This is a genomic window from Paenibacillus soyae (assembly GCF_024623455.1).
GTDB lineage: Bacteria > Bacillota > Bacilli > Paenibacillales > Paenibacillaceae > Pristimantibacillus > Pristimantibacillus soyae.
In genome coordinates, this window is the sequence record NZ_JANIPJ010000032.1 from 36553 (window position 1) to 62018 (window position 25466).

General features: G+C 54.6%; 16 protein-coding genes, 12 tRNA genes and 1 rRNA gene. 1 reads left to right on the forward strand and 28 read right to left on the reverse strand.

The genetic code is table 11. From position 1 onward, the window contains the following. The 11 genes from cdaA to NQZ67_RS28010 form a co-directional block, all read right to left on the reverse strand. Positions 1-828 carry a diadenylate cyclase CdaA gene (cdaA, locus tag NQZ67_RS27960; protein ID WP_257452491.1) on the reverse strand — a complete coding sequence of 276 codons (828 nt, stop codon included), beginning with the start codon at positions 826-828 and terminating at the stop codon, positions 1-3. Between the two features lie 174 nt (positions 829-1002). After that, a complete protein-coding gene (locus NQZ67_RS27965; protein WP_257452492.1) occupies positions 1003-1644 on the reverse strand; it encodes a zf-HC2 domain-containing protein in 642 nt (213 codons plus the stop codon). A gap of 226 nt (positions 1645-1870) precedes the next feature. Next, complete coding sequence (gene sigW, locus NQZ67_RS27970) at positions 1871-2437, reverse strand: RNA polymerase sigma factor SigW (protein ID WP_257452493.1); 567 nt, start codon at positions 2435-2437, stop codon at positions 1871-1873. 422 nt (positions 2438-2859) lie between these two features. Further along, positions 2860-3909: a S1C family serine protease gene (locus NQZ67_RS27975; RefSeq protein ID WP_257452494.1), complete on the reverse strand. Its 1050-nt coding sequence runs from the start codon at positions 3907-3909 to the stop codon at positions 2860-2862. A gap of 163 nt (positions 3910-4072) precedes the next feature. After that, the gene (ppc, locus tag NQZ67_RS27980; RefSeq protein WP_257452495.1) at positions 4073-6883 is read right to left on the reverse strand and encodes a phosphoenolpyruvate carboxylase; all 2811 of its coding nucleotides are present in this window, start codon (positions 6881-6883) and stop codon (positions 4073-4075) included. 271 nt (positions 6884-7154) lie between these two features. Beyond that, positions 7155-7228, reverse strand: a tRNA-Gly gene (locus tag NQZ67_RS27985). Between the two features lie 13 nt (positions 7229-7241). Beyond that, positions 7242-7318, reverse strand: a tRNA-Pro gene (locus NQZ67_RS27990). A 29-nt stretch (positions 7319-7347) separates the two neighbouring features. After that, positions 7348-7424: transfer RNA gene (locus NQZ67_RS27995), tRNA-Arg, on the reverse strand. 8 nt (positions 7425-7432) lie between these two features. Then, a tRNA-Gly gene (locus NQZ67_RS28000) sits at positions 7433-7507 on the reverse strand. Between the two features lie 548 nt (positions 7508-8055). Next, entirely contained in the window at positions 8056-8919 is an 864-nt protein-coding gene (locus NQZ67_RS28005; RefSeq protein WP_257452502.1) for an ABC transporter ATP-binding protein, read from the reverse strand. Between the two features lie 261 nt (positions 8920-9180). Continuing rightward, positions 9181-11676, reverse strand: a complete 2496-nt coding sequence (locus tag NQZ67_RS28010) for a phosphodiester glycosidase family protein (RefSeq protein WP_257452512.1) — start codon at positions 11674-11676, stop codon at positions 9181-9183. Positions 11677-11831: 155 nt separating this feature from the next. Between NQZ67_RS28010 and NQZ67_RS28015 the strand changes: the two genes are divergently transcribed. After that, entirely contained in the window at positions 11832-12227 is a 396-nt protein-coding gene (locus tag NQZ67_RS28015) for a DUF2203 domain-containing protein (protein WP_257452504.1), read from the forward strand. 68 nt (positions 12228-12295) lie between these two features. Here the strand turns inward: NQZ67_RS28015 and NQZ67_RS28020 are convergent. From NQZ67_RS28020 to NQZ67_RS28100, 17 genes are all read right to left on the reverse strand, one after another. After that, a tRNA-Leu gene (locus NQZ67_RS28020) sits at positions 12296-12378 on the reverse strand. Between the two features lie 116 nt (positions 12379-12494). Further along, entirely contained in the window at positions 12495-13835 is a 1341-nt protein-coding gene (locus tag NQZ67_RS28025) for a hemolysin family protein (protein WP_257452506.1), read from the reverse strand. Positions 13836-13979: 144 nt separating this feature from the next. Next, positions 13980-15176: a response regulator gene (locus NQZ67_RS28030; protein WP_257452507.1), complete on the reverse strand. Its 1197-nt coding sequence runs from the start codon at positions 15174-15176 to the stop codon at positions 13980-13982. Beyond that, positions 15173-17032: a cache domain-containing sensor histidine kinase gene (locus NQZ67_RS28035; protein WP_257452508.1), complete on the reverse strand. Its 1860-nt coding sequence runs from the start codon at positions 17030-17032 to the stop codon at positions 15173-15175. Before NQZ67_RS28035 ends, NQZ67_RS28030 begins: the two co-directional genes overlap by 4 nt. Positions 17033-17068: 36 nt before the next feature. Continuing rightward, positions 17069-18079 (reverse strand): substrate-binding domain-containing protein, encoded by a 1011-nt coding sequence (locus NQZ67_RS28040; protein ID WP_257452509.1) that lies wholly within the window; start codon positions 18077-18079, stop codon positions 17069-17071. A 103-nt stretch (positions 18080-18182) separates the two neighbouring features. Next, entirely contained in the window at positions 18183-19346 is a 1164-nt protein-coding gene (mmsB, locus tag NQZ67_RS28045) for a multiple monosaccharide ABC transporter permease (protein ID WP_257452510.1), read from the reverse strand. Beyond that, positions 19343-20887: a multiple monosaccharide ABC transporter ATP-binding protein gene (gene mmsA, locus NQZ67_RS28050; protein WP_257452514.1), complete on the reverse strand. Its 1545-nt coding sequence runs from the start codon at positions 20885-20887 to the stop codon at positions 19343-19345. The genes mmsB and mmsA overlap by 4 nt, the downstream gene beginning before the upstream one ends. A 101-nt stretch (positions 20888-20988) precedes the next feature. Further along, the gene (gene chvE, locus NQZ67_RS28055; protein WP_306813109.1) at positions 20989-22092 is read right to left on the reverse strand and encodes a multiple monosaccharide ABC transporter substrate-binding protein; all 1104 of its coding nucleotides are present in this window, start codon (positions 22090-22092) and stop codon (positions 20989-20991) included. 165 nt (positions 22093-22257) lie between these two features. After that, on the reverse strand, positions 22258-24351 hold the full coding sequence (locus NQZ67_RS28060; RefSeq protein ID WP_257452511.1) for a sensor domain-containing protein: 2094 nt from the start codon (positions 24349-24351) through the stop codon (positions 22258-22260). A 220-nt stretch (positions 24352-24571) separates the two neighbouring features. Continuing rightward, positions 24572-24654: transfer RNA gene (locus tag NQZ67_RS28065), tRNA-Leu, on the reverse strand. Between the two features lie 27 nt (positions 24655-24681). Then, positions 24682-24757 (reverse strand) — tRNA-Lys (locus NQZ67_RS28070). 11 nt (positions 24758-24768) lie between these two features. Continuing rightward, positions 24769-24843: transfer RNA gene (locus NQZ67_RS28075), tRNA-Gln, on the reverse strand. Positions 24844-24854: 11 nt separating this feature from the next. Next, positions 24855-24930 (reverse strand) — tRNA-Val (locus NQZ67_RS28080). Between the two features lie 5 nt (positions 24931-24935). Continuing rightward, positions 24936-25010: transfer RNA gene (locus NQZ67_RS28085), tRNA-Glu, on the reverse strand. A gap of 61 nt (positions 25011-25071) precedes the next feature. Beyond that, positions 25072-25147, reverse strand: a tRNA-Thr gene (locus NQZ67_RS28090). A gap of 5 nt (positions 25148-25152) precedes the next feature. Further along, positions 25153-25228, reverse strand: a tRNA-Asn gene (locus NQZ67_RS28095). 114 nt (positions 25229-25342) lie between these two features. Continuing rightward, positions 25343-25466 (reverse strand): 23S ribosomal RNA (locus tag NQZ67_RS28100); the annotation flags it as partial.

Below are 25466 nucleotides of genomic sequence, written 5' to 3' on the forward strand. Positions count from 1 at the left end.
TCAATCTCCCCTCCGTTTCCAGAGCGAGGACAGGACGCCCTTCTCCTTGCTGCTTACCTTCGGCGTCAGCTCGTCGAACAGCTTCGAAATTAACGATTCCTCGTTAATATCCCGCACGATCATGCCGTTAATGGACAACGACACTTGCCCCGTCTCTTCGGAGACAACGACCGACAACGCGTCGCTGACCTCGCTCACCCCGATCGCCGCCCGATGCCTCGTACCCAGCTCTTTGCTGATGAACGGATTCTCCGAGAGCGGCAGATAACAGCCGGCTGCCATGATTTGACTGCCCCTAATAATAACTGCTCCGTCATGCAGCGGCGTATTCGGCGTAAAAATATTGATGAGCAGCTCCGACGTAATCCGCGACTCCATCGAAATGCCCGATTCGATCATCTCGCTGACGCCCGTCTTCCGCTCGAACACGATGAGGGCCCCGATCTTCCGCTTGGACATATGCTGAACGGCGCGCATCACATGCTCCAGCTGCTCGCTGAGCGCGTTCCTCTCCAGGCTCGAGCCCCGGGAGAACAGATCGCCCCGTCCCAGCTGCTCCAGCGCCCTCCTCAGCTCCGGCTGGAAGATGATCATGACCGTCACGATCCCCCACGTGAACATCTGGTTCATGAGCCACTTGAGCGTGTAGAGGTTAAACCACGTACTTATCGCCCATGTCGCCACCAGCACGAAGATGCCTTTCAGCAGCTGCACGGCGCGCGTTCCGCGCACGATCAGAATCAGTTTATAAATAATATAGCTGACGATGCCGATATCGATCGAGTCTTTCAGCCAATCCTGCCAGGTTGATTCCGTAAAATAGCTCATAGCGACAACCCCCAACTACAGATCACAATTTATCTCTATAATCGCGTTTCAACTTTATTGTTTTCTATAACTGGGATTGGAAATCCTTTATTCTGAAATTATTTTCAGAAAAATCTCCAAAAACACTGTCGAAAAAAAACGCTCCCCTTTACGAGTAAAGGGAAGCTATTGCGTTCATTGCGGCAGTACGCCTCCGAATACGGAGGTTACCTTAAACCAGAACCAATCCAGCGCCTGGTCGATCTCGCGGCTCTGACCCGCGATATGCCCCGTCGATGCGAGCACCATGGAGCCGTCGATGACGGTAACGTCGCCGTCGACCGAGCCTTGCACCTCGACCTTGCCGTTCTCTACCGTCAAGTTGCCCGTAACCTGCACGCCCTCCGGCACGATCACGGTATTGCCGTCAATGACGACATGCTGCAAGTCCTCCCCCGATACGATCATCTGGGAATCCTCGTCCCACGTCGTGGCGAAGCTGCCGAGGATGACGAGCAGGAAAATGGCCGCGGCGGTAAGTCCGGGATACTTGTACAGGAGGCTTGCGAATCTTCCGCGTTCCTTGCTCTTCGGCTTCGGAAGCTGTGACATGATCCGTTCCTTCAGTTGTCTGGACGACGCTTCGTCCAACCTCGCGGACGGCTTGACCGCCTCCCATGCGGCGAATGCCGCCGCGTCCGCTTTCTCCAGCTCTTCGAACCGGGCGCTGCAGGATGGGCAGGTCTTCATATGCGATTGCAGGGCGATGATCTCCTCGCGCGGCAGCTCGCCGTCCAGGTAATCATGGATTTTGACGATGGCGACTTTGCATTCCATTGCAGCCATTCCTTTCTTCTGATGTTTAAGCTTGCGAAATGTATGGGCACTCTCCGTGCCAAGATTAATAAGTGACGGGTAACGTTGTCTTGCCAGCCGAAAGAAATACGCATGACGTGTCACGCAGGTTTCATTTCGTTTTTACGCGTGAGCTCGTTATTAGGATACGTATGAGGAAAAGGGATGTTTCAAAAAAATATTTGGCGCCGTTCGGCTCGCTCTTCCGTCACAAACGGTGCTCCAGCTTCTTGCGCAGAAACTCGCGGCCGCGGTGAACCCTTGTCTTGATCGTCGTGACCGGCATGCCAAGGATGTCCCCGACCTCCTGCAGCGATAAATCCTGTATGTACCTCAGCATCATGACCGACTTGTACTTCGGCGGCAGCGATTCCATCGCTTGATGAATGATTCGCTGCGTATCGGACAGGATCAACTCCGACTCCGGCGTTTTGTCGTCGCTCGGAATCATGGAGTAGCCGTCAAGTCCTTCGTAATCCTGAGACTCCGCATCCAGCGAATAGGTCGGCTTGCGTTTCCGCAGCCGGTCGATGCACAGGTTCGTCGCGATCCGATAGATCCACGTCGAGAATTTCAACGTTTCGTCGAAGCGGTCCAAGTTTTTGTACACCCGCAAAAACGTATCCTGAACGACATCCTCCGCTTCCTGCCGGTTGCTCAGCATACGGTATGCCATATGATAGAGCTTATCTTGGTACAGATCCACAAGCTCCGCGAATGCCTGCTGATCGCCCTTAAGGGCAAGCCGCGCAAGCCTGTTCTCCAGCACGTTCACCTATCTATTCCTCCAAACGTCTCGATCGTCCGCCCACTTTCGACATTGGCGCATGCCCCGGACGATTCTTCGCCACCAACCTTACATCTATCGACAACGCCCGCGGCGTGTCGGAATTCATCGAATGAATGAGCTTCCTTGCATGTCAGACCATGATATTGCCTTCTAGAAAAATGGTAATCGACCTGCAGGCAAAATGCAAGACGTTTGGTGGCGGAGCACCGATCAGTTTGGTTAGGGAGGAGCGCGCGAGAATAAAGTCTATGCCGGCGGGATGCAGTGCCGGTAAGGGCCGTGGGGGTGCGAAAGAGTGATTTTCACTCTTGCAGGCGCGCTGATCGCGCGGTTCCGCGCCTGCTGCGGATCAAAAAAAGGGCCGCCAGCGGCGCGATGCCGCTGGCCATACCCTTTTTTCTAGCCCATTATAGCGTGTTCGTCTTCAGCCCTTCCAGCACCTCGAGGATCGTCGTGGTCGGAATCGCGAAGCCGATGCCCTGCGCCTCGGAATTGACCGCCGTGTTGATGCCGATGACCTCTCCGTCCTCGTTCAGCAGCGGGCCGCCGGAGTTGCCCGGGTTAATCGATGCGTCCGTCTGGAGCAGGTGCTCGTACGTGTGCTCGCCTTGTTCATCCGCGATGGTAATCGGACGCTCCTTCGCGCTCAGCACGCCCATTGTCAGCGTCTGATCGAAGCCGTACGGATTGCCGATCGCCAGCACCCAGTCGCCAATGCGCGTCTCATCGGAATCCCCCAGCTCAAGCGCCGGGAAGTCCGCGTCGTCCGGGCTCGCCACTTTCAGCACCGCCAGGTCCAGCTCGTAGCTGGAGCCCAGCACTTCTGCGGTAAGCGGCTCGTCATAGCCCTGCACCGTCACTTTGACTTCGGATGCGCCAGAGATGACGTGTTCATTCGTAAGGATGTAGCCTTCCTTATCGAAGAAGAAACCGGTCCCCGAGCCGCTCAATGTCAGCTCTCCCCCGCTTTCGGGAGTCTGCTGCGAGGATTCTCCTCTGCCGCCCCGCGAGCTATTGCCGAAAAACTGTCCAAACCACGGATCGATCTGCGACTGCTGCTGGGCGGCATAGTTCTCGATTTTCACGACCGCCGGACTGGACTCCTCGTAGATGGAGGCGATATCGTCCGCCGTGTCGAAGGACGCCGTCGTCAATCCCGCTCCCGCGCCGCCCGAAGCTGCCCCGCTGTCCACATATGTTTCGGTTGCTGGCGAACCGCCCGTGAACAGGTTGCTCCGATCCGCCGCGAACGTCAGGCCGCCAATAACGACCGCGCCCGCCAAGAAAGCAGCGAACATAGGCATCGCGTTTCTTTTCTTCTTGCTGCGGACAGGACCGCTTGCCGCCACTTCCTTGTAGTACGCTTCGAATTGCGGGGCAATGGTGATCTCCGATTGTCGTTTCTTATCTTCTCCGTTCGTTTCCAGGCTTCTATATTCATTCGTATCGTAACTCATATTCGTCATCCTCCCTCATGAATGGCTGTCGTATTTGATATCTCTATCATGAGGGCTGTACCTTAAACCAATCTTAAGTCGAACTAAAAGAAAACTAAAAAAGCCGCCATCATCCGCGATAACCGCGGATGATGACAGCTTATGAAACGTAAAGCGTCCGATTCTAGCCCGTATTGCGAAGGCCGGCTGCAATTCCGTTGATCGTGAGCAGCACCTCGCGGAGCAGCTCCGGATCGTCTTGATCGTCCGCCCGCAATGCGCGAAGCTCGGTGAGCAGCTGCACCTGCATGTAGCTGAGCGGATCGACGTACGGGTTGCGGAGTCGGATCGACTCCTGAATAACCGGCACGTTGTCGAGAATTTCGTCTTGGCCTGTAATGCTTAAGATAAGCTTCGACGTCAACGCGTATTCTTCTTCGATTTGCGAGAAAATGCGATCGCGGATGCTTTGATCCTTGATCATGTCCGCGTATTCCTTGGCGATGACCAGATCCGCCTTGGCCAGAGCCATCTGCAGATTGTCGATCAGCGTGCGGAAGAACGGGAATTGCTCGTACATCGTCCGGAGCGTGGCCAGCTTCGCCTCATCGTCTTGCAAGTACGATTGGAGGGCCGTGCCTGCCGCGTACCATGCCGGAAGCAGGTAACGGCTCTGCGTCCAAGCGAATACCCATGGAATCGCGCGCAGATCCTCGAAGCGGTCGCTGTTCTTCCGTTTGGAAGGACGGGAACCGATGTTCAGCTCGCCTACCTCAGGCAGCGGCGTCGACTCCTTGAAGTACGTCAGGAAGTCCGGATCGCGGAAAATAAGGTCCTGGTACTTCGTTAGCGCCGTCTCCGAGATGGAACGCGCGATTGCATCCCATTCCGACTCGGCCGCAGGCTCCTGCTGCGGATACTTCGCAAGACGCGCCGCCGTAATGAGCGCCCAAGTTGCCTGCTCCAGGCTGCGGTATGCGATTCCTTGCATGGAGTAACGGGAAGACAGCACTTCGCCTTGCTCCGTAATCTTGATGCCGCCGCCGATGGTATGAGGCGGTTGGGCGAGAATGCTGCGGTTCAGAGGCATCCCTCCGCGACCAAGCGCTCCTCCGCGGCCGTGGAAGAACTTCAGCTTCACGTCGTATTCTTTGCCCGCGGCCGTAATTTCCTTCAGCGCGACGCGCAGCTCCCAGTTCGCCGTCACCACGCCGCCGTCCTTGTTGCTGTCGGAGTAACCGAGCATGATCTCGTGCAGGTTGCCTCTCGATTCGACCGCTTTGCGGTAGATCGGCAGCTCGAACAGCTCCTTCATGATGCCTGGCGCCGCATGCAGGTCGTCGATCGTCTCGAAGAGCGGCACGGACTGCAGCGTGCAGCGTACCGATCCGTCCGCCTCGTGGCGGAACAATCCGACTTCCTTCGCGAATACCATGACCTCCAGCATATCGCTGGCTGCCTGCGTCATGCTGATCAGATAGCTGGTGATGCAGTTCTCGCCGAACTCCTGCTGTGCCCGGTAGATCGTATGGTACACGTCCAAGCATTCGCGAGTCGACTCGGAGTAATCGAGATGGCTCGACGTCAGCGGACGCGGATCGTTAAGTACTTTATGAAGCAGCTCGGTCTTCTCCTCTTCGGAGAGGGACGCGTAGTCGCTTGCGATGTGCATCTTGGCCAGAATCTCGGCCATCGCGTTCTCGTGCTCTTTGCTGTGCTGACGAACGTCCAGCGCCATCAGATGGAAGCCGAACAGCTCCACCTGACGAACCAGCTTGGCCAAGTCCGTGTCCGCCACGTAATCGGCATAGTGGTTGCGCAGGCTGCGATCGATCACAAGCAAATCCTCGCGCAGCTCGTTCGGGTGGTTGTAACGCATCGGCGAACCTTTGAGCGACTCGCTCCGCGTATTCGCGAGCTTCTCCAGCATGAAGCCCAGCTTGATGCGGTAAGGCTCCTTCGCGTTGCGCCACAGCTCGATGTTCTTCAGCTCGACATGCTCGCGGTCCTGCTTAATGGAATCCAGCAGCTCCTCGGACACGTCCACCAAATTCGTGCTGAAGCTGAGAATGTCCATAAGCCCGTTCAGCTTCTCTTCGTACTTGCGAAGCGCCAGCTGGCGATGCAGCTGCAGCGTCTCCCAAGTGACTTTGGCGGTTACGGAAGGGTTGCCGTCGCGGTCGCCGCCGATCCAAGAGCCGAATCGGAGATAATCCGGCACATGCCATTTCTCTTCCGGATAATATTTGGTCAGGCAACGCTCCAGCTCCTCATACACGTTCGGAAGAACCTCGAAGAGCGTCTCGTCAAAGTAGTACAGGCCGTTGCGCACTTCATCGATAACGGTCGGCTTGCGGTCGCGCAGCTCGTCGGTCTGCCAGAGGATCAGCACTTCGTTCATCAGCTTCTCTTTCAGCTTCTCGCGCTCGCGGAATGTCAGCGTCGGGTTGTCGAGCTGCATGACGTCTTCCGCAATCCGTTTGTGAATGTCGAGCACCGCGCGGCGCGTCGCTTCCGTCGGGTGAGCCGTCATGACCAATTCAAGCGAGATGTCGCCCAGAATTTCCTTCACGTCCGCGACGGCGATGCCGCGTTCCTTCAGATCTTGAACAGCGCTCTCGATGGAGCCCCGCTGAACAGATTCGCCCGCGGATACTTCGTAATCGCGCTTCCGTCTAATCCGATGATTCTGTTCCGCAATATTGACCAGCTGGAAATAGATCGCGAACGCCCGAATGACCTGATGGCGAATCTCGGGGCTGAGCGAAGAAATCGTCGATTTGAATTGATCGAACAGCTCAGGGATAAAGTCCGCGCGAAGCGCCTTGCTCTGCTCCCGGATTTGCTCAACGATGTCAAGCAGCTCCCGCCCGCCTTGGTGAACGAGAACTTCGCCAAGAATGTTGCCAAGGAAACGAACATCGCGTCTTAGCAAATTGTTCGCCTGTGTCCGACTAGCCGCCGTTGTTGTTGCAGTTGCAGATTGTTCCGACATACCGTTCCTCCTACAAATCTGTGCAGCAAACCCACGTTGAAAGCATCCGCACTTATTCACGCACATGCCTATTCCAATTCTGTAAGGTTACTCTCAGTTAATGGCGTAATCACTTCTATCATCATACTACAAATTACTACTCCGTTGAAGCCCTAAAGCGCATTCTGTCGCCTTATTCTGACGATTATGCGCTAAATCCCCATTGACCTTAGCATTCGCCAATATGCAAAAAAACCTTCTGCATCGCAGAAGGTTCCGAAGTTTAGATAACTGGAGCGGGTGATGGGAATCGAACCCACGCTATTAGCTTGGAAGGCTAAAGTTCTACCATTGAACTACACCCGCATATAAGAATGAATGGTCGGGACGACACGATTTGAACATGCGACCCCCTGGTCCCAAACCAGGTGCTCTACCAAGCTGAGCTACGTCCCGATATATCGACTTCATTCTTTAAGTAAAAATGGCGCGGCCTAAGAGATTCGAACTCCTGACCTTTTGATTCGTAGTCAAACGCTCTATCCAGCTGAGCTAAGGCCGCAAAAATTATGGAGCGGAAGACGGGAATCGAACCCGCGACCCTCGCCTTGGCAAGGCGATGCTCTACCGCTGAGCCACTTCCGCATATCATGTTTGTCGTCGTTTCATTAAGAACATTATCGCGGCGACAAGTAATAATATATCATCTTGCGAACCGGATTGCAAGTTCTTTCGCGAAAAAAAAATGAAGTTTTTTTGAAGTGCCGCCGCAGAGAAAAACGGAAGCTGTCAGTGGAGAACAATATCACCTATAGGTGCCTTCGCGTTACTCCTCCTCCGTCCGCCATTCCGCATATTTTCCTACCACCTCCGCACAATGACCAGAATTAATTTAACGGACATTGTAACCTTATTTTTAGCTAACTTCCCCTATATCCGTAAATAGCGGCGATTTTACCGTTAGTACAGTACCATATTGCCCACTCGACGTTCTGCCCTCGAAATTAACGGTATAATTGCCGCTATTCCCGAGCAGACGTCTACATCCAAGAAAATAACGCCAAATTGCCCGCTATTCTCAAAAAAGAGGTATCTATGCTTCTTTTGACATGCATAATTTACAATTAAAAAACCGCCCTCCCTCAAGAGGGAAAGCGGTGATTAGCTTCATAAATGGTAAAGCGCCTTAACCGCTATGCGCCCGCGGCGGTCCATTCTTCGCGTCGGTCCTGCTCGTTGCCGTCGTTCCCCATGACCCGGTCGGCCAATGGCTGCGCGGCAAGCGCAAACGGGAGGCAAAGCGGCAGACCCGTACGCGGATCCGGCACGATGTCCGCTTCGATGTTGAACACTTCGCGCATAATCTCCGGCGTAATAACCTCGAGAGGCGTGCCCTCGCCCTTCACCACTCCGGATTTGATCGCGATCATATGATGCGCGTAGCGCGCCGCATGGTTAAGGTCGTGAACGACCATGACGATTGTGCGGTTATTCGCTTCGTTAAGCTTCTTCAGAAGATGAAGCACCTCGAGCTGATGCGCCATGTCCAGGAACGTCGTCGGTTCGTCGAGGAACAGAATGTCCGTCTCCTGCGCAAGCGCCATGGCGATCCAAGCGCGCTGACGCTGGCCGCCGGACAGATGATCGACGGGGCGGTCGGCGAAATCGCCCATGCCTGTCGCTTCCACTGCCCATTTGACAATCTCGCGGTCTTCTTTCTTCATGGAGCCGAAGCCCTTCTGATAAGGAAAACGTCCGTAGGATACGAGCTCAGATACTGTCAGTCCGTCCGGGGCGGTCGGATTCTGAGGCAGGATGGCCAACTGCTTCGCCACTTCCTTGGTCGACTGCTTATGAATGGACTTGCCGTCCAGCAGAACATTGCCTTTGGCTGGGTTCATGATCCGCGCCATCGTCTTCAGGATGGTCGATTTGCCGGATCCGTTCGCTCCTACCAGAGCCGTGATCTTCCCTTGCGGGATGGCAATATTCAAGTTTTGCACAATTAAACGATCTTCATAAGCAATGTCGAGATCCGAAGTCGTTAACCGAATCATGTGACAAGCACGCTCCTTCCGCTGCGCCTCATATCTGCAGACTGCATATCCCTAAAAATTGATAACGATTATCAATGACATAATAATGATAATGGTTCTCACGCCTAATGTCAATGTGTAAATGATGCCTGCATGAACAAAGCGTGAAGATTGGATGAGGAGAGCTCGAAAGGTGAAGAAAAGGACCGCGCAGCGGGTCGCTAAGCGCGGTCCTTTCCTTGTTGGCGGGCATCCGGCCGCGATTGCGGCTAGAGCGGTCCATTACCACTTCAAATGGTTGCCGAACACGAGAGCGTTGCTGATGAGACGTCCCGGCGTCGTGATCAGCTTACCGCCCGCGTACAGGCCGGAGGACGCGCCGCCGTCCAGGTTCATGGCTTGATGGGCGCCCAGCTTCAGCATGATTTCGCCCCATTGGTTCATGGTGGCGGCCGGGACCGTGGCGATGACGACCGTCCCGTCCTTCTTGACCAGAATCCCGCTCCGGGCCGCCGCGTTCGTCAGGATCTTGGCTTCGGTGAAGCCTTCGGCCTTCGCGTTGACGGCCAGCTTGCCGTCCTTCACCAGCCTAGGGCCCGCGCCGACCGCGGTATGGACGCGCGACCAGTCGATGAGCTGTCCGCCCAGGTTTTTGGTCTCCAGCTTGTAGTCGACCTTATCCCCTACCTTAAACCTATCCGCGAGCTTCTCCTCGGCTCCCGTGAAGACCAGCACATATCCGTCGGCCGGAATGGCGGCGTTCTGATTGCTGCTCTTCAGCGTGACGATGCCGCCCCGGACCGTGATGGCGGTACCGTAGGCAAACCCTAGCTTCGCCCCGCGCTTCGGCGTGAACATGACCGCGGAGGAAGCGCCTTTCGTCGGCGTGCGGTTAACGAAATACGCGTACCAGTTGTTCGGGTGGGAGAACGAGCCGTTCGTGCCTCCTACTATTTTGGCGCGGAGGTTGTCCATCAGGACGGTACCGTCCCAAGTGAAACCGATGGTCGTTCCGGTATTGCCGATAAAGTCGAGCTCGCCGTCCGACATCATCATCCCGTAAGGCTCCGGAAGTCCTTCATAGGCCGAAAAATAAGTGCCGTTAACCGCCGCATCCGCGCCGTACGCCTTGGCGATATCCGCCAGCGATTGCGAGGCGCCTACGGAGCGTTTGGCGATGCCCAGCGTGACCGGCATGCCTCGCGGAATCGTAACGGTCTGCACCGTATACGTCGTTCCATTCGAGAGCTTGATTTTCTGGGAGGCGTGCGTCGCTTTAAGCTTCGAAGAAGAGGCCGTGATCTCGACCGGCAGCTTCAGCTGTCCCTTGTAGCCCGGCGTCGTCACGTCCACGATCAGGCTGGCTTTGCCGGCCGCCACCGGGGTGACGACGCTCTCCGGGCTCACGCGTACGACATTCCCATTGTCGGAGCGGTAGCTGACGGCGACGGGAGCGGACAGCGTCAGCTTGTCCGCAAGCAGGAGCCGCGTGCCCAGCGGCAGCTTCAGCGTCCCCGAAGCTGCCGCGTACGTGACCGCGACGGGCCGATACGGCCCCGCCGCGACCAGCACGTCGGCGGACGCGAACGCGATCCGTCCGCCGCCAAGCGCCGCCACGCCGCCCGCTGCGCTGACCGCGGCGTGCTTGTAGGTGTACGCGATCCGGCCTGCGGCGTCGATCGCGATCACCGCGCCGGAGCGCGCGGCGGCCAGCACTTGGCCGCCCTCTGCGCCCTCCGGCGCAAGAGCCAGCGCCGCGGGGCCGAACCCGCCGGCCCCGCTGGCGCTAAGGCGCCACCGTTCCGCCCCGTCCCGGAGGCGGAACGAAACCACGTCATTGCCGCCGAGCTCCGCGGCAATGATCGAGCCGTCGTCCCCGGGGAACACGACCGGGGACGACCAGCCGCCGCCGGCGGGCGCGGCGGACAGCTCGCGCGTGAAGCGGACCGTGCCGTCCGCTTCATAGCCCGCGAGCGCCTTGCCCGCGGCAATCACGAGGCCGCCCGTTCCGTCGGCGGCGGGCATGCCCTTCCGCAGCGCCGCCGGCAGCTCGGCCTGCCACAGCAGCTTGCTCCCGTGCACGGCGTACAACGTGCCGTTGCTGGCGAGGGCGTAGACGCCTTTGCCTGCCGGCGCCATCGCGCGGACGGACACACCCTCGGGCAGCACGTACATCTCTTTGGCGCCTTTGGCATCCAGGGACAATATCGCGTGCTGGTACGAGAAATACGGGCGTCCTTCGCCATCCGCGACGGCGGCCGACGGCATCAGATTTTCCGTCTTCTTCTGGAAGTAATAGATGCCTGCCATTTCGCCATTGCCTTTGCCGTCGTAACGGTATAGCCGGGCGCTTCCGCCCGTGATCCAAATATCGCCTTTCCCGTTCATCACAGGCGCCGTTAGTCCCGTGTACTGATTTTTGGAGAAGACGGCTTTGCCGTTCGGATCAAGTATCGCAATAAGCCCGTTCTCCGTCGTCGCGAACAGCTTGCCGTCCGACAGCGGGAGCGGCTTGTTCAGCTTGCCGCCTGCTTGGTAGCGCCAATATTCCGTTTCGACTGCGGCTATCGCGACGCTCGGCTTCGCCTTAGCTTTCCGTTCACGCAGCAGTTCTTCCACTCTTTCTGTCTTCATCCATTTGCTGAAGAATCCGCGAGAAGCCGCCGATGAGACTTGTTCTTCCCCGTGCGCGCCCCCTCCCGGCAATGCCAGCCCGATGGTCACAGCCGCGATAACCGCAATCGCCCGGTATCCTGCTTTTCTGATGCCCGCCTGCATTCTCAAGAACGCCCCCGCCTTTTTCCCCGGTCCCGCCGGATGTTTGTTGGGAACTATATCGGACCCGCCCCGCCAAAAATGTAGCCTTACGCAATAAATTCGTTGAAGGAGCCGCCATTCATTTAGTACACTGTTGATCAAGGAGTGGATAAACGGTGACAATCAAGAGATTTACCCTGGAGGAAGCGAACGCCCTGCTGCCGCAGCTGAAAGCGGAGCTGGGACGTCTGCAGGAGATGTCCGAGGAGCTGGAGGAACAATATATCGCTTATCGCATGATGAAGGCCTCCTACAAGACAACCAAGGGCGACCCTCTCTTCGAGCTGGAAAGCAAGCTGGATTTCATGCAAGTCGAATTCAACCTGCACATGGATAATTTCTCCCGCCAAGGAGTCCTCGTCAAAATGATTACGCCGGGCCTGCTCGATTTCCCCGCGATCGTGGACGGCGAAGAAGCGCTTCTGTGCTGGAGGGAAGGCGAGGACCGGATCGCTCATTATCACGGCTGGAACGACGGCTACGCGGGCAGGAGGCGCCACCCCGACGCCTGAACGTCTTGAACTATAAAACAACAAAAAACCCCTTCCTTCCGGAAGGGGTTGCATTCATTATTCGTAAGTGGTGCGCGTAGAGGGACTTGAACCCCCACGGTCTCCCGCCAGATCCTAAGTCTGGTGCGTCTGCCAATTCCGCCATACGCGCGCATGAAGTACGTTAGACCTTGATCATACATGATCCCGCCGCGGATTGCAACTGCCGGAACATGGAAGGGCTCAAAAAAGCCCGGCTCCTCTTCGGAGCCAGGCTGTCCACCCTTGTTATCTCACCGCTTCTTCCTCAGCCGCTTCTTCTTTCTTATTCACGTACAGCCGCAAGGACGTCTTCAATATTTGATGATTGTCCATCTCGACGATCGTCCAGCGATGTTCCCCATGGTCGATTGGCTCCGGCTCCTCGTCCAGCGAAATGAATTGGACCTGCAGCCAGCCGCCGATCGTGTCGACGTTGTAGTCGTTCTCGAACCGGATGCCGAACTGCTCCTCGAGATCGCTGAGCAGCACTCGTCCGTTCACGATGTATTCGTTGTCGGATACCTTCATAATATCCGGCTGTTCGTCGGCGTCGAACTCGTCGCGAATCTCGCCGACGATCTCCTCCAGGATATCCTCCATCGTAATAATGCCGGCCGTGCCGCCATACTCGTCCACGACAAGAGAGATATGCACGCTTTTCTTCTGCATCTTCAGCAGCACGTCCTGAAGCGGAGCCGTCTCGTGAATGGCCTCGATCTCGTGCATGAGCTCCCGCAGAGGAGTCTCGCGCCCCAGCGCCATGTCGGTGACAAATTCCTTCGCGTTCAGGAATCCGATAATTTTATCTTTATCGCCATCTTGCGTCACAGGATAGCGGGTGTAACGATTTTCATCGATTATAGTCAAAATTTGCTCGTTCGACATTCTTTCGTCGATTGCGATCACTTGCAGGCGGGGAACCATCACGTCTTTCGCCACGCGCTCGTCGAAATCGAAAATATTTTGCATATAGGCAAGCTCGGTTTGATTGATTTCGCCGCTGTTAAAGCTTTGCGTCATAATAATTTTCAGCTCTTCTTCGGAATGGGCCTGCTCATGTCCGGCCGGCTGTACGCCAAAGATACGTAGAAATACGCGGGCGGATCCGTTAAGCAGCCAAATAAGCGGGAATAACAGCTTGCCGAATAGAACAAGAGGACCGGACAACAGCAGCGTCATGCGTTCCGCGAATTGAATCGCCAGCGTCTTCGGAGCAAGCTCGCCGAATACGACGTGAAGGAATGTCATAAGCGCGAGGGCAAGCGCATACGAGATCGGCGTGGCCCATGCGTCGGATACTCCCCAATCATGGAAGATCGGATGAAGAATCTTCTCGATGGTCGGTTCGCCTAGCGCGCCGAGACCCAGCGCCGTCACCGTAATACCCAATTGGCACGCGGACAAATAATAATCGAGCTCCGTCACGAGCTTCTTCGCGGCGACGGCCCTCTTGTTACCCTCCGTGATCAATTGTTCGATTCGGGACATCCGCACTTTGACGACGGCGAATTCGGCTCCTACGAAGAATGCGGTCAATGCAACAAGCAACACAACCAAAAGCAAATTAATGACGATGGCTAAGTCCAATACGTTCCCTCTAGCGAGGGATTCACCTCCATATTTTATAAAGCAGAATAGTCAAGTAGTACGAGGGGAATACGGGAAACGTTTCGGCTTACACGGGAATCTGTCTATTAATTTGCTTATTATGTCGTTATTGTCATCAGATATTCACAATTGCTGCTTACGATATTGGTTCGGGGGCAAGCCCGTCGCTTTCTTGAACGAGGTGCTGAAGTAGTGCTGCGATTCGTAGCCGGTCTTCTCCGCGATTTCGTTCATCGTCAAGTCCGTTTCGCTGAGCAGCCGGATCGCTTCCTTCAAACGGGTCTGCGTCAGCAAGCTGATGAAGGAAGCCCCGGCTTCCTGCTTGAAGAGCCTGCTCAGGTATACGGGCGATACGTTCAGCTCATTCGCGATGCCTTCCAGCGACAGCGATGGCTCGGCGTACCGTTCTCCGATCAACTCTTTCGTCCGTCGCACGAGAGGCGACAACCGGGTCTCCTTATTAACGGACGATTTCGCCTCCGCATAGAGCGAGGGCACATCTCCTTCCCGATTCTCCAGAAAGCTGGCCACGATCTGAATCTTCAGATAGTCGGCGACAGCCGTTTCGATCTGCCTGAATGCCGACTCGTCCGGCCTGCCCCAGATCAGCACGACGATCAGTCCCACATCATCGCGGAAATGAACGCTGGCGTACTCCCGCAGATGCTCCTCCATAATATTTTCGATGGCGAACAATAACAGCTGCCGGTCCTTCTCGGAGAAAAACGCCTTGCCTTTCGACTGCTCCGGCCATCGGATGACACCCACCATATCCGGAGCCTCGCTTGGCATTCCCAGGAAGGCGAGCTGCTCGGCAATCTCGTCTTCGGACAACTCGCCTTTCATCCACTCCAGACAAAACCGTTCTCTTAGAAGCGCAAAATTTTTGTCGATCTGCTTGGCCGCCATTTGCAGCAATTCCCCGTTCGCCGCCGTCTCCTCCAGCTTCTGAACGATCCGTCTCAGCACCTCGGTCAGCGCTTCCGGATTAACCGGCTTCAGAATATAGTCGTCGACCTCCAGCTTGATCGCTTCGTAGGCATACGCGAATTCGTCGTGCCCGGTCACGATCACGATTTTGCAATGCGGTAATTGCTGACGGAGGTGGCCGATCAAGGTCAGCCCGTTCATGATCGGCATGCTCAGATCGACGAGCAGAACATGCGCCTGCTTCTCTACGGCAAGCTCCAGCGCTTCTTCGCCGTCCTCCGCCTCTCCGACGACCTCCAGACTCAGCGCCTCCCAAGGCACCGAGCTGCGGATGCCTTCCCGGATAATCGCTTCGTCGTCCGCGATTAACGCTCTCCACTTGCGGCTCATTCCTTCTCCCTCCCCTTCCGATAGATAACGGGATGACGGATCGTCACGGTCGTCCCCATCTTATGTCTGCTCCTTATCGTCAGTCCGTGCGGCTCGCCGAAGCTTAGCCGAATGCGCTCTTGCACGTTGCGGAGACCGTAGCTTGCGGTCAAGCCTCTTATGCCCGAAGAATCGGCTTGAACGGGAATGGGGGCGAGAATTTCGGCTCGAGCCACTGCTTCAAGCGACGCCCGTATGGACGCAAGCCTCACCTCTGTCATGCCCGCTCCGTCATCCTCGATGACGATCTCCAGTATGCCTTCCGTTACGGCCGCCGAGATGGCGATCATGCCGGGACCTCGACGTTCCTTAATACCATGGTAGATCGCATTCTCTACGATCGGCTGAAGGATCAGCTTCAGCACGAGCGCGTCGTCACAGCTTGCATCCACGTCGATTGCATAATTAAGCTTGTCCTTGTAGCGGGTTTTTTGAATTTTCAAGTAGCTCCGAATATGCTCGAATTCATCGCTAAGAGGGATCATCTCCTGTCCTTTGCTTAGCCCGATGCGGAACAGCTTGGACAATGCCTCCACCATTTCCGTCGCTTCCCGCGCGCCGTCCTTGCGCGCCAGCCACTGGATCGTATCCAGCGTATTATATAGGAAGTGTGGCTGAATATGGGCTTGCAGGCTGCGCAGCTCCGCTTCCCGCTTCTGCCGCTGCTCTTCCTCAACCTGCGTAAGCAGGCGGCTAATCTGCTGCAGCATGTTGTTGAAGCTGCGGCCCAGCATGCCGACCTCGTCTTCGCGCCCTACGGGTATACGTACCGTCATATTGCCTTCCTCCACTTTGCGCATGGAAGAAGCAAGCTGCGTAATCGGCCGCGAAATCGAATGGGATAAATAGTAGGAGGCGGTCATTCCGAGCATGCTGACGATAAATACGAAAGCGACCAAATACAAATGAATATCCTTAATTTCCTGTACGCTGTCCTTGACGTCGAATACGCCTACCGTCGTCCAATTCGTGAAGGGAGACTTCTGATAGATGAATTGCAGCTCCCGTCCGTCAATCCTTCTGGAGAAGGTTCCGGACGTCTGCAAGGACTGCCACTCCTCCTCAATTCCCCAGAGCTTCGCGTTTCGCGGCTCGTAGATGATCTCTCCTACATCGTTGACGACCATCAAATAACCTGATTTACCAAGCCTGACGTCGCGAACCGTCTCCGCAATTACGCGCAGCTTCAAATCGATGAGCACGACGCCTTTGGTCCGCTGGGTTTCCGGGTCCTGTATCGCCCTTACGACCGAGACAACCTCGCTGTCCTTGTAGTTGGCGTGCGACGCCACATTCCGGTTAGACGGATGGCCGATCATTTTGAAGATGCCTTTCGCTTTGACCGCTTCCAGGTACCAAGCTTCGCTCGTCAAGCTCTGGTCGCTTCGAGCGTACATCTCGTTGCTGAAATAATCCCCGCTTGCCCCGACCACCATAATGCCCGCGATTTCGGGATAGAGCGTCGTGAAGCTTTGCATGAACTTCGAAACCCGATACCTTTCATGATCTTCTTCGATCGCGGAATAGCCATCGCCGAGAAACGTCTGAATTTCGGGATTCATCGAGATGAAATAAGATATATTCTGAATATTGGCGGCATGCGTATTCAATGATTTGTTCACATTGTCGATTAGCTGCATCGTATGCCCGTTCACCTGCTTCTCGATGATTCCGCCTACGATCCATGCCATGAGAAGAGCGATGCATAACGAAGGCACGATGCTGATCAACAGGAAATGAATAATGAGCTTATAACGTATCGACCAATTGTTGAGCTGCAGCCATTTGCGCAATCTTGCGAGTGCCGTCACCGCCATACGTCATCACCATCCGTCTGCCGCATATCCGCAGGTTTATTTCGCATAAAATTGATCGACATTCGACTCCGTGACAACCGTAATGCCGGTATCCACATATGTCGGCAAGGGAGGAACGTCCGAGCTTCGCCAATCGGGCATCGGTTCGGCAAGCTCATTATGCAGATGGAACAGATGCATCAGCGACCAATACCCCATATTCCAGGTTCCCTGCGCGAGCGTGGCCGATATCGTGCCGCTCTTGACCATGTCGAGCGTTCCTTTGTCCGTGTCAAAGCTGATAATGTGGACCTTATCGATCTTCTCCGCCTGCAGAACAGCATTGCCTGCTCCGACGCCGCCGTTCGCTTCGGTTACGAAGATGCCGGTTAGCCCCGGATACCGCTCCATGAGCTCCAGCGACTTCTGCTCGGTGACCAGCTGATCGCCTTTTCCGTCTTCTATGCCGACAAGCCGGAGCTTCGGAAATTCCTTGGCCAACGTGTCCGAGAAGCCCCGGGTGCGCTCCTGATGATTTAGCTGGTTGGGCAGCGATATAATGCCCACCTCGCCTTGGCCGCCCGTCAGCTCGGCCATCTCCCGCGCCGCTGTAACCCCGGCGTTATAATTATTGGTGCCGAGGAAAGAGTAAGCATCGCTATCCGGCGCATCGGAGTCGAACATCACAACGGGAATGCCCGCTTCCACCGCTTTGTTGATCGCCGCGTTCAGTGCTTCGGAGTTGATGGCGCTAACAGCAATTCCCGAAGGGCTGCGGGCGATGACTTGCTCCAACACCATTACTTCCTCTTGTACGTCATACTGCGTCGAGCCGCGGTATTCGACCGACACGCCGAGCGCTTCGGCAGCGTCCTCGAACCCTTTCAGGCTGTTCTTCCAGTAATCGATTCCCGTCAGGAAGTTAACCATGACGTACCTCTCGTCCGTCTTGCCGTGCAGACCGGCGTTTTCGCTTAAGCCCCCGTTGTCTTCCCGGAAGTACACCATATACAAATAGGCCATCAGCGTACCGATCACCACGACGTAAAGCAATAGCATTTTTTTCACCAGTCGGCCCTCCGTTTTACTAGAACTCGCAAAAACGCTTTCATTATACCACGGCAAGGAGACGCGGGGGCACCTATCCTTGTGCGGCCCCCGCGCCTCTCTATTAGGCGGACTTGTTTTTGTTGTACAAATCAAATGCGACGGCGAGAAGAAGAACCAAACCCTTGATGCCTTGCTGATAATCGATGCCAAGACCGATCAGCGACATCCCGTTGTTCATGACGCCCATAACCAAACCGCCGACGATCGCCCCGATGACGGTGCCTACGCCGCCAGAAGCGGAAGCTCCACCGATGAACGCTGCGGCAATGGCGTCGAGCTCGAAGTTCACGCCGGCTTTCGGCGTCGCGGCATTCAAACGTGCCGCGAATACAAGCCCCGCCAACGCGGCCATCACGCCCATGTTGACGAATACCCAGAACGTTACTTTCTTCGTCTTGACGCCGGACAGCTTCGCCGCCTTCTCGTTGCCGCCGAGAGCGTAAATATGGCGGCCCATTACCGTCTTGCGCATCACAAACGTATAGACGGCAACCAGAACGAACAGCATGATCAGAATGTTCGGCAGGCCTTTGTAGGTAGCGAGCACATACGTAAGCAGATTGATGATCGCGACAACCGCGGCGAGCTTCAGGATAAAGAAGGAATACGGCAGCACCTCCAGGCTGTACCTCTTCTCGATTAAACGCGCGCGCCATTCCATGAACAGATAGACAAGCGACAATGCGACGCCGATTAGAATCGTCAAGAGATGCAGCCCGTCGCTGCCCGGCAGATCCGGGATAAAGCCTGTGCTGATCGCGCGGAAGCCTTCAGGGAAAGGCGCGACCGACTTCCCGTCCAGCACCAGCATCGTCAGCCCCCGGAACAGCAGCATGCCCGCGAGCGTCACAATAAAGGATGGAATACGCATGTAGGCGACCCAGAAGCCCTGCCAAGCCCCTACTACCGCCCCGATCAGCAGCGACAGTATCATGGCCACCGGGAAGGACATGCCATATTGGACCATCATAATAGCCGACACGGCGCCGACAAAAGCCGCGATCGAACCGACGGACAGATCGATATGACCGGTTATGATGACCAACAGCATGCCGATAGCCAGAATAAGAATATAACTGTTCTGGAGAATAATATTCGTAATATTAAGCGGCTTCAGAAGATTGCCGTCGGATAGCAATTGAAATAATAGCATGATTAAGATTAAAGCGATGAACATGCCGTATTGCCGGAAATTGTTGCGGACCAACTCCAAAGCGGTCTTCATGCCAGTCTACCCCCTGCTTTGCTTTTCGTCATGTATTTCATGAGCACTTCTTGATTGGCCTCGTCGCGGGTTACCTCTCCCGTAAACCGCCCTTCGCTCATGACATAGATGCGGTCGCACATGCCAAGCAGCTCCGGCAGCTCGGAGGAAATGACCAGAATTCCCTTCCCTTGATCAGCCAGCTGATTCATAATCGTATAAATTTCGTATTTGGCTCCAACGTCGATGCCTCGCGTCGGCTCGTCCAGAATAAGCAGTTCCGGCCCCGTGAACATCCATTTGCTCAGCACGACCTTCTGCTGGTTGCCGCCGCTCAAGTTGCCCGTTTTCTGATGGACGCTAGGCGTCTTGATCCTCAGCTTCTTGCGGAAATCCTCCGCTACCGACAGCTCTTCGTAATCGTTCACGACGAACCACTTCGCGATGCCGCCCAGGTTGGCCAGCGTCGTGTTTCTCTTGATGTCGTCCATCAGAATCAGTCCGTATTCCTTGCGGTCTTCCGTTACATAGGCGATGCCGTTGTCGATCGCTTTGCGGATGTCGGTCAGCTTGACCTCCCGGCCTTCCTTGAGCAATTGGCCGCTTATCCTCTTCCCGTACGATTGTCCGAATATGCTCATGGCCAGCTCGGTTCGGCCGGCTCCCATCAGTCCCGCAATGCCTACGATTTCTCCTCGCTTCACGTTGAAGCTCACGTCATCGATAACCTTCCGGTCCGGCTGGGAAGGATGGTACACCGTCCACTTTCTCGCCTCGAACAGCACCTCCCCGATCTTCGGCTGCCGCTCCGGGTACCGGTTCGTCAGATCGCGCCCCACCATTCCTTTAATAATCCGGTCCTCCGTAATTTGGTCCTCGCGGACATTCAGCGTCTCGATCGATTGACCGTCACGCAGAATCGTGATGGAATCGGCTACCTTCATAATTTCATTGAGCTTATGAGAAATAATAATAGACGTCATGCCTTGCTTCTTGAACGCAAGCATCAGGTTCAACAGATTCTCGCTGTCCTCTTCGTTGAGCGCGGCCGTTGGTTCGTCCAGGATGAGAAGCTTGACCTCCTTGGACAACGCTTTAGCGATCTCCACCAGCTGTTGTTTGCCTACTCCCAACGCTCCGGCAATCGCGTTCGGCGATTCCGTGAGTCCTACGGTCTCCAGCAATTCTCTGGTGCGAACAACCGTATGGTTCCAATCGATGATGCCTCTTCTGGCCTGTTCGTTGCCGAGAAAAATATTTTCCGCGATCGACAGCTGCGGAATCAAAGCAAGCTCCTGATGAATGATGACAATGCCCAGCTGTTCGCTGTTCCGAATATTTTTAAATTCGCAGGTATTCCCTTTGAATAAAATGTCGCCTTCATAAGTTCCGTGCGGATAAACGCCGGAGAGCACCTTCATCAGCGTCGATTTGCCCGCGCCGTTCTCCCCCATCAGGGCATGAATCTCGCCCTCTTTGACCTTCAAATTGACATTCTCCAGCGCTTTGACGCCTGGAAAGGTTTTGGTGATCCCGCGCATTTCCAATATCGTATCCGTCAAAGTCGTCACCACGCCTTCCATAGGGTTAAAATAAACGATTTAGCGACGGCGCCTGAGCAGCCGTCACTAAATCGTCCGTCAGCCTAGCACGGCCGCCGTCGTTATTTCAAATCGTCTTCGCTGTAATAACCGGAATCCACAAGCACTTCCTTATAGTTGTCTTTGTCGACCGATACCGGCTCAAGCAGGTAGGACGGCACGACTTTGACACCGTTGTCGTAAGTTTCCGTATCATTCACTTCCGCTTCCTTGCCTTCGATGACCGCTTCCGCCATGCTCACCGCCACTTTGGCAAGCTCGCGGGTATCCTTGAACACCGTGGAAGTTTGCTCCCCTGCAATAATCGATTTGATGGAAGCAAGCTCGGCATCCTGTCCGCTGATGATCGGCATCGGTTTGTCGCCGGAGCCGTAACCAACGCCCTTCAAGGAGGAGATAATCCCGATGCTGATGCCGTCATAAGGAGACAATACCGCGTGCACGTTGTCGCTCGCGTAGTTCGCGCTCAGCAGATTGTCCATACGGGATTGAGCGGTTGCTCCGTCCCAGCGCAGCGTAGCGACTTGCTCCATGCTTGTCTGACCGCTCTTCACGACCAGCTTGCCGCTGTCGATGTAAGGCTGAAGGACCGACATCGCCCCGTCGAAGAAGAAGTAAGCGTTGTTGTCGTCAGGCGATCCAGCGAACAGCTCGATGTTGAACGGGCCTTTGCCGTCCTTCAGGCCAAGCTTCTCTTCCAGGTAGGAGGCTTGCAGAACACCTACTTTGAAGTTATCGAATGTTGCGTAGTAGCTTACATGCTCGGTGTTTTTAATCAATCGGTCGTACGCGATGACTTTAATCCCCTCGTCTGCCGCCTTCTGCAGCACGTCCGTTAACGATTCGCCGTCGATCGAAGCAATGACCAGCACCTTTACGCCTTTAGTAATCATGTTTTCGATCTGGGAAACCTGGTTCTCGATCACGTCCTCCGCATACTGCAGGTCGACACTGTAGCCGAGCGCTTCGAATTCCTTCTTCATATTGGCACCGTCGCCAACCCAGCGCTCGGAGGACTTCGTCGGCATCGAGATGCCGACGCTTCCTTTGGCGCCTTCGTCTCCTCCGCTGTTTGAAGAATTCGCGCCGTTGCTTCCATTGCTTCCGCATGCCGCAAGCATCATCATCAGAACGACTGCCAGCATAAGAGTCATTGCTTTTTTCATCTGTTTATCCCCTCTCGATTGAATGGAACTTTTAATAGATTCATCATACAGGGATGACTTTTTTTAATCTTTGTAATTCGTTTACCGCTTTTTATAAAAAATTAACTTGAAACACAAAGAGGCTGCCCCAAGTCTATTTGACTTAGGGCAGCCCCGTATTATCGATTATGGTTCCATTCTGAATTGACTCGCAAGATCCTCCGGAAGCTGTGGTTTATGAAAATAATACCCCTGCGCTTCGTCGCATCCGATTCGTTTCAGCTCGTTCAGCTGGCCGACCGTCTCCACGCCTTCCGCCACGACCTTCAGCCTCAAATTGTGGGCCAAGGCCACTATAGCGGTTACGATCGCTTTGTCTCCGTCATCCGCTTCGATGTCATTGATGAAGGAACGATCAATCTTCAGCTCGTGAATCGGCAGTCGCTTCAAATAGTTGAGCGAGCTGTACCCGGTCCCGAAATCATCGATGCTGATCGTCACGCCTAGCTGGTAAAGCCTCGTCAGGGTATTCATCGACTTATCGATATCCATAGCCATGCTTTCCGTAATTTCAAGCCCCAGCAAGGCCGGGCGAATGTCCGCTTCTTCGATTTCTTCTTTGATGATGTCCACGATATTCTCGAGCTGGAATTGAATCGCCGACAGGTTAATGCTGACCTGGCATATGATACCGTTATCGGACCACCTGCGAATCTGTGAGCACGCCTCGTGAACGATCCAGCGCCCGACCGTGCTCATCATGCCGAATTCCTCGACAATCGGGATAAACCGATCGGGCGACAACACTCCCATCTGTGGATGACGCCATCGGATCAAGGCTTCCGCGCCGCTCATCTGTCCGCCGCTTATACTGTACTTCGGCTGGTACATCAGGAAAAATTCATTGTTGGCAATCGTTTTGTTCAAGTCATTAAACATTCGCATCATAAGAGGCTGATTCGAACAGCTGGTGGAATACAGAGCATATCTCTCGGTGCTAACGGATTGCTTTGCCAATCTCATAGCGGTCTCCGCGCAATTCAACAAGGAATCATAATTCGTCGCGTGATCGGGATAAATCGCCACCCCGATGCTGATATTCATGTAGAACTCGTAGCCGTCCATATCGAACGGTTTCTCGAATAGCTGAGCCAGCTGCCGCAGTTGGACCTCCAGTTGCTCCTCCACAATGTCAGGATGGAAGATGATCGAAAACTCATCCCCGCCGATCCTTGCTACAAAATATGCAGGACTTATAGAAGCCAGCCGTTCGGATACGGCTACCAAAAAAACATCACCCGCGCCATGACCAAGCGAATCGTTTATCATCTTAAACTTATCCAGGTCGAGGTAGGCTAGGAACAATTTTTTCTCTTCCCTGCCCGCTATCTCGAGAGAGCGAATCAATTCCTCCCGGAACGAACGCCGGTTTGGCAAACTCGTGAGTTCATCATGATACGCAAGAAATTTAACCTTCTGATCGAAATGCGTCTTCTCCGTTACATCTATGACCATACCGTCGTTACGTATACGATTACCCATCGCATCCATAATAGGCACCGTTAGATCCTGCACGTATTTCATCTGGCCGGTAGCTTGATCAATGATGCGATACGTGTGCTTAAAGACTTGCCCCTGCTTCAAGCAAGTCTGCAGCCGTTTAACCTCCTCGCGGTCGTCTGGATGAATGACGTCGTACCAGAGGTTCGGCTTCCTGTGCAGCTGCTCGAGCGACAACCCGCTTATGACCGTAATAGAATGCGATAAGAGCAGCATTTCGCGTTTTACCGTATCGTACGACCATATGCCGATATCTAAATTATTTATAATATTGTTAAGCTGACTTTGGGTCTGCTCATAGGAGTTTTGGATTAATTTATTCGATGTAATATCCCGAATAACGCCTACATACGCAACGGCTTCTCCCTGCCAAAGCACCTTTCTGCCCGTGATCAAAGTCGTAATAATCGATCCGTCGAATTTGACCAGCTTGACTTCCGTATTCGGAACTTCGTCGGTCGGGAGGGGATCAAGCGAACGAATAAACGTGTTCACTCTCGCCATATCGCTCGGCACAATATATTGCTCGATGGGCGTTCCAATCAACTCGGACTTCTCGCTCGCGCCGACTAGGCGCGCCGCAGAATCATTGGCGAACACGATAATATTATTACAATGAATAACCACCGCGTCGAATATGCTCTCTAGGATCCCCGTGAAAGAATCCATGCTGCGGCTATTGCGATTAAGCAAATGTTCTCTATCCGATTCTGGTTTCAAGCCTACATCGCTCTCCTAACTTCAATTCCGCAAATCGCTCCAAAATGTATCGGAGCATCGCCGTAAAAGCTATACGTGGATGATTTTACAGGAGTAAGGAGAGATAATCAATTATGCACAGGCATTTCCCATCACTTCCCTAGCCTTACGGATTGCTGTTTATAGTCATAATAAAAAACCATCAGGAATATCGATTCCCGATGGTTGCGTAGTTAATAGATGGTGCGCGTAGAGGGACTTGAACCCCCACGGTCTCCCGCCAGATCCTAAGTCTGGTGCGTCTGCCAATTCCGCCATACGCGCGCTTGGGTGGAGCATTGGGATAAAAACTGGTGAGCCATGTAGGACTCGAACCTACGACACCCTGATTAAAAGTCAGGTGCTCTACCAACTGAGCTAATGGCTCTTAATAAGAAATGGCTGGGGATCTAGGATTCGAACCTAGGCATGACGGAGTCAAAGTCCGTTGCCTTACCGCTTGGCTAATCCCCAGCGAACGGTAATGGTGGAGGATGACGGGATCGAACCGCCGACCCTCTGCTTGTAAGGCAGATGCTCTCCCAGCTGAGCTAATCCTCCATGAATGGTGACCCGTAGGGGATTCGAACCCCTGTTACCTCCGTGAAAGGGAGGTGTCTTAACCCCTTGACCAACGGGCCGTATGTAATGAAGCAATATGACTTGTCCATCTCTAGATACCGGATAGTTCCAATGAAGCTATGGAGCTCTCAACCGGGATCGAACCGGTGACCTCATCCTTACCATGGATGCACTCTACCTACTGAGCTATGAGAGCGTGTATGGCTCCCCGAACAGGACTCGAACCTGTGACAACTCGATTAACAGTCGAGTGCTCTACCAACTGAGCTATCAGGGAACATTGCGAATGTGTCCTTGAGCAAAAGCGGCTAAGAGACAACCTCATACAAGGCTTGCGCCTTGAAAACTGGATACGAAAGTTTGCTGCTGAACTTTAGCTGATATTACTTTTTAGGATAAGCCCTCGACCGATTAGTATTCGTCAGCTCCACACGTTGCCGTGCTTCCACCCCGAACCTATCAACCTCGTCGTCTTCAAGGGGTCTTACTAATTGGGAAATCTCATCTTGAGGGGG

What these genes read in the sequence shown, in the direction of transcription:
- cdaA (WP_257452491.1), bottom strand. Translation starts at nt 828, where the DNA reads ATGAGCTATTTTACGGAATCAACCTGGCAGGATTGGCTGAAAGACTCG.
- NQZ67_RS27965 (WP_257452492.1), bottom strand. Translation starts at nt 1,644, where the DNA reads ATGGAATGCAAAGTCGCCATCGTCAAAATCCATGATTACCTGGACGGC.
- NQZ67_RS27975 (WP_257452494.1), bottom strand. Translation starts at nt 3,909, where the DNA reads ATGAGTTACGATACGAATGAATATAGAAGCCTGGAAACGAACGGAGAA.
- ppc (WP_257452495.1), bottom strand. Translation starts at nt 6,883, where the DNA reads ATGTCGGAACAATCTGCAACTGCAACAACAACGGCGGCTAGTCGGACA.
- NQZ67_RS28005 (WP_257452502.1), bottom strand. Translation starts at nt 8,919, where the DNA reads ATGATTCGGTTAACGACTTCGGATCTCGACATTGCTTATGAAGATCGT.
- NQZ67_RS28010 (WP_257452512.1), bottom strand. Translation starts at nt 11,676, where the DNA reads ATGCAGGCGGGCATCAGAAAAGCAGGATACCGGGCGATTGCGGTTATC.
- NQZ67_RS28030 (WP_257452507.1), bottom strand. Translation starts at nt 15,176, where the DNA reads ATGAGCCGCAAGTGGAGAGCGTTAATCGCGGACGACGAAGCGATTATC.
- NQZ67_RS28035 (WP_257452508.1), bottom strand. Translation starts at nt 17,032, where the DNA reads ATGGCGGTGACGGCACTCGCAAGATTGCGCAAATGGCTGCAGCTCAAC.
- mmsB (WP_257452510.1), bottom strand. Translation starts at nt 19,346, where the DNA reads ATGAAGACCGCTTTGGAGTTGGTCCGCAACAATTTCCGGCAATACGGC.
- chvE (WP_306813109.1), bottom strand. Translation starts at nt 22,092, where the DNA reads ATGAAAAAAGCAATGACTCTTATGCTGGCAGTCGTTCTGATGATGATG.